The sequence below is a fragment of the Photorhabdus sp. RM322S genome, assembly GCF_042879395.1.
In the GTDB taxonomy this organism is placed as follows: Bacteria; Pseudomonadota; Gammaproteobacteria; order Enterobacterales; family Enterobacteriaceae; genus Photorhabdus; species Photorhabdus khanii.
Window position 1 is genome coordinate 1 of sequence record NZ_JBHFKW010000089.1, and the last position, 4,731, is coordinate 4,731.

Annotated in this window: 1 protein-coding gene; it reads left to right on the forward strand. The window is 52.7% G+C overall.

Annotation, left to right across the window (positions count from 1 at the left end; translation table 11 throughout):
- Nucleotides 1-4,731: amino acid adenylation domain-containing protein (locus ACGF63_RS22310; protein WP_387633274.1), on the forward strand; the 4,731-nt coding region annotated here is incomplete at both ends.

A 4,731-nucleotide genomic window follows, 5' to 3' on the forward strand; every position in this document is an offset into this window, starting at 1 on the left:
GAACAGCAGGCAGCGAAGACTCCAGAAGCGATTGCCTTGGTGCATGAAGACCACACCCTCAGCTATGCCGAACTCAATGCCCGTGCCAACCGACTGGCTCGCGAGCTAATTAAGCAGGGCGTTCGTCCCGGTGGACATGTTGCGTTGCTACTGGAACGTTCGGTGGCGCTGGTGGTGGCTCAACTGGCGGTGCTTAAAACTGACGCGGTTTATGTACCTATTGATCCGAGTGTGCCGGATGAGCGCAAGCTTTGGATAATACAGGATTGTGCTGCCCAGTTGCTGCTGGCCGATGACCAAATGAACATACCGGCTAATTTCGCTGTGCCACAATTGCGTTTTTCAGGAGAAGAAAATACCGATAATGGGCAAACGTTCAGCAATCTTGCATTGTCCGGTGCCAGTGTTGAACCAGCGTATATTATGTACACATCCGGCTCCACCGGCACACCCAAAGGCGTACTGGTGCCACACTGTGCCGTGACCCGGCTGGTTATCAATAATGGCTATGCGGAAATTGGCCCGGATGATCGAGTGGCCTTTACAGCGAATCCGGCCTTTGATGCCAGCACGTTTGAAGTCTGGGCACCGTTGTTGAACGGGGGGACATTAGTGGTGATTGACCGTACCACCTTATTGACCCCACCGGCGTTAGTACAGGCTTTACAGGCCCATCAGGTCACTATTCTATGGCTAACCATTGGCCTGTTTAACCGGCTGGCAGCACCGCTATCGCCAGTTTTGCCCCAAATAAAGTCCCTTATTTTTGGCGGTGATATTCCTGATTTACACGTGATTGCCAGTTTGTTAGAAAATAACACGCCTCAACACTTGTTGCAGGCTTATGGCCCCACTGAAGGCACCACTTTTTCGACAATATACCGTATCACGACATTGGCACCGGAAGCACACAATATTCCTATCGGTCGGCCTATCGCGAATACACGGGTTTATTTGCTGGATGATGATGGTCAACCAGTGCCGCTGGGCGCTGTTGGTGAAATTTATGTAGGCGGTGACGGAGTTGCCAAGGGCTATCTGAACCGACCTGAATTAACCGCTGAACGTTTCTTGATTGATCCGTTCAATGAAAAACCAGGGGCACGGATGTACCGTACCGGCGATTTGGCGCGCTATCGACCAGACGGCAATCTGGAATTTTTGGGCCGCAATGACCAGCAGGTGAAAATTCGTGGTTTCCGGATTGAACCGGGAGAAATCGAGACTCGACTGGTAGAACACCCAGCGATACGTGAGTCTGCGGTGCTGGTGCACGGAAACGGGCTAGAAAAACGGCTGGTGGCCTATGTGGTGGCTGACGAGGAAGACGGGTTGGCGAATAATCTGCGTGAGCATCTGAGTAAGGTTCTTCCGGAGTATATGGTGCCAACAGCGTTTGTACGTCTGGATACTTTTCCGTTAACCCCAAATGGTAAACTGGATCGTAAAGCTTTGCCGGTGCCCGGTGAGGACGCGTTTGCCCGTCAGAAGTATGCCGATCCTCAGGGAGAAACTGAAATCGCCCTTGCTGCGGTCTGGCGTGAGTTACTCGGTATTGAGAAAATCAGCCGACACGACAATTTCTTTGCGCTGGGCGGACATTCCCTGCTGGCGGTGCGGGTGATGAACCGGATAATGACCGTATTGGGTGTGGAACTGCCGCTGACGGCGTTGTTTAACTCACCGTCGTTGGCGGCTTTAGCGCAGACGGTTCAGGCCCAGCGGGATAACCAAGACAATGTCACCTTGCCTGTCATACTGTCCGTTTCCCGAGAGGGGAAATTACCGCTATCCTTTGCCCAACAGCGTTTGTGGTTCCTAACCCAGCTTGACGGTGTCAGTGAAACGTATCATATCCCTCTAGCGCTGAATTTGCGTGGCCGGCTGAATATAGCGGCTTGGCAACAGGCATTGAATACCGTCTTTGCCCGGCATGAAGCGCTGCGCACAGTCTTTATTTCCGTTGACGGTAAGCCGCAGGTTCGGTTGTTGGCAGAAGACAGCGGGTTGCCACTGGTGCAACATGATTTACGCGGGCACCCAGAGGCAGATACAGTACTGGAACAGTTGATCACTGAAACAGCATCTGCGCCGTTCGACCTCAGCCAGAAAGCGCTTATCCGGGCGGTGCTTATCCGATTGGCGGATGACGATTATCAGTTTTTGCTGACCCAACATCATATTGTGTCCGATGGTTGGTCAGTCACGATACTGATACGGGAACTGAACGCACTCTATACTGCCTTCTTGGCCGGGCAGCCGAACCCGCTGCCCCCGCTGGCCATCCAGTATCCGGATTATGCCGTCTGGCAGCATCAGTGGCTTTCCGCCGAACGTACCCAGACGCAGTCTGACTATTGGCGTACCGTGTTGGCGGATGCGCCGGTGCTGCTGGATTTGCCCACGGACCGGCCCCGGCCGCCAGAACAGTCGTTTGTTGGTCAAGCGGTACCTGTCCGATTTGATCCGGCATTGACCGCCGCCCTCAAACAGTTAAGCCAGCAGCACGGTGTCACGCTGTTTATGACCGTGCTGTCAGCCTGGGGTATCGTCTTATCACGGTTGTCTGGTCAGGAGGATATAGTTATCGGTACCCCTAGTGCCGGCCGCAGCCGACAGGAAGTGGAGCCGCTGATAGGCTTTTTTGTCAATACGCTGGCTTTGCGAATGACGGTTTCGGATGAACTGACGGTGGCGGAATATCTGACACAAGTTCGGGAAACCGCATTAGCCGCCCAAGCACATCAGGATCTACCGTTTGAACAGGTAGTGGACATTGTGCAACCACCCCGTCGGCTGGCGCACACTCCATTGTTCCAGGTGATGTTTGCTTGGCAGAACAATGAATACATGGACTGGGTATTGCCGAATCTGGCGGTCTCACCGGTTGATAAGGCTGTTGACATCGTTAAGTTTGATATCGAGCTGGACCTGTATGAAAAGGGCGGTGGAATTAGTGGGACATTAAGTTACAGTAGCGCCCTGTTTGATCAATCCACGATTGAGCGGCACAAGGGGTATTTACAGGCTGTGCTGCAAGCGATGGTGACCAATGCCCAACAGAAGATGGGAAACATTGATATGCTGGCGCCAGCAGAGCGTCAATTATTGCTGAATACATGGAATGTAACGGCAACGCCGTATCCTGACGCACTGTGTATCCATCATTTATTTGAACAGCAGGCAGAAAAAACGCCGGATGCCACAGCTCTGGAGTATCAGGGACAGTACTTGAGCTATGCCGAACTCAATACCCGGGCTAATCGTTTAGCGCACCAGTTAATTACGCTGGGGATAGGGCCGGAACAACGAGTCGCTATTTGTGTGGCACGCTCACCCGTTATGATTATCTCACTCTTGGCGGTGCTGAAAGCGGGCGGAGCTTATGTGCCGTTGGACACCACTTATCCAGCAGAGCGTCTGACCTATATTCTGAGTGACAGTACGCCATCGGTGATATTGGCGGATAGGGTTGGACAATCCATATTGTGCGACAAGGTATTGGCTGAGTTGACTGTTCTTGATCCGACAGTACAACTGGAGCAACCGGGCAGCAACCCACAAGTTTCGGCTTTAACGCCACAGCATCTGGCTTATGTGATTTACACTTCGGGTTCTACCGGACAGCCGAAAGGGGTGATGGTGGAGCATCAGGCTCTTTATCAACGTACGTTGGGAGTCAATGAACTTTATGGTGTGACGGCGCAGGATCGGGTATTGCAGTTTGCGGCGTTTGCCTTTGATGTCTCCGTCGAGGAGTGTTTCTCGGCATTATGTCATGGCGCCACGCTGGTTATTCGCGATGATGACTGGCTGGCTTCCATACCGGAATTTATCGCCTTGGCCCGACAACACCGCATCACAGTTATGTTTTTGCCGACGCTGTTTTGGTCTGAATTGGCGGCCAATGAGCGGGAGCTGCCTGATGTCCTGAGATTGATCATCATAGGGAGTGAGGCAGTCAGAAAACATGCCATTCAAGACTGGTTCAGGCAGGAAGATTATCAACCCCGGCTATTAAATGCCTATGGGCCGACTGAAAATACGGTAACGGCAACCTGTCAGGAAATCTCGTCACCGAGCGAAGATTGTGCTATTGGCCGGCCACTTCAGAATACCTGCATCTATCTGTTGGATAAAAGAAGGCAACCTGTACCGTTGGGCAGCATGGGTGAAATCTACATTGGTGGTGTGGGCGTTGCCCGGGGCTACCTAAACCTGCCTGAACTGACGGCAGAATGTTTCCTGATTGATCCGTTCAGTGATAACCCGGGTGCCCGCATGTACCGTACCGGGGATTTAGGCCGTTATCTGTCGGACGGCACGCTGGAATATCTGGGGCGCAATGACCAACAGGTGAAAATCCGCGGTTTCCGCATTGAACCGGGCGAAATTGAAACCCGATTGATGGAACACCCGATAGTGCGTGAATCAGTGGTACTGGTACATGGAGACGGACTAGAAAAACGGCTGGTGGCCTATGTGGTAGCAGATGAAGATGAAGGGCTGGCAAATAGCTTGCGTGAGCATCTGAGTGTGGTTCTGCCAGAATATATGGTGCCGGCAGCATTTGTGCGGCTGGATAGTTTCCCGTTGACCCCGAACGGTAAACTGGATCGCAAGGCTTTGCCGGTGCCCGGTGAGGACGCGTTTGCCCGTCAGAAGTATGCCGATCCTCAGGGAGAAACTGAAATCACCCTTGCTGCTGTCTGGCATGAGTTACTGGGCATT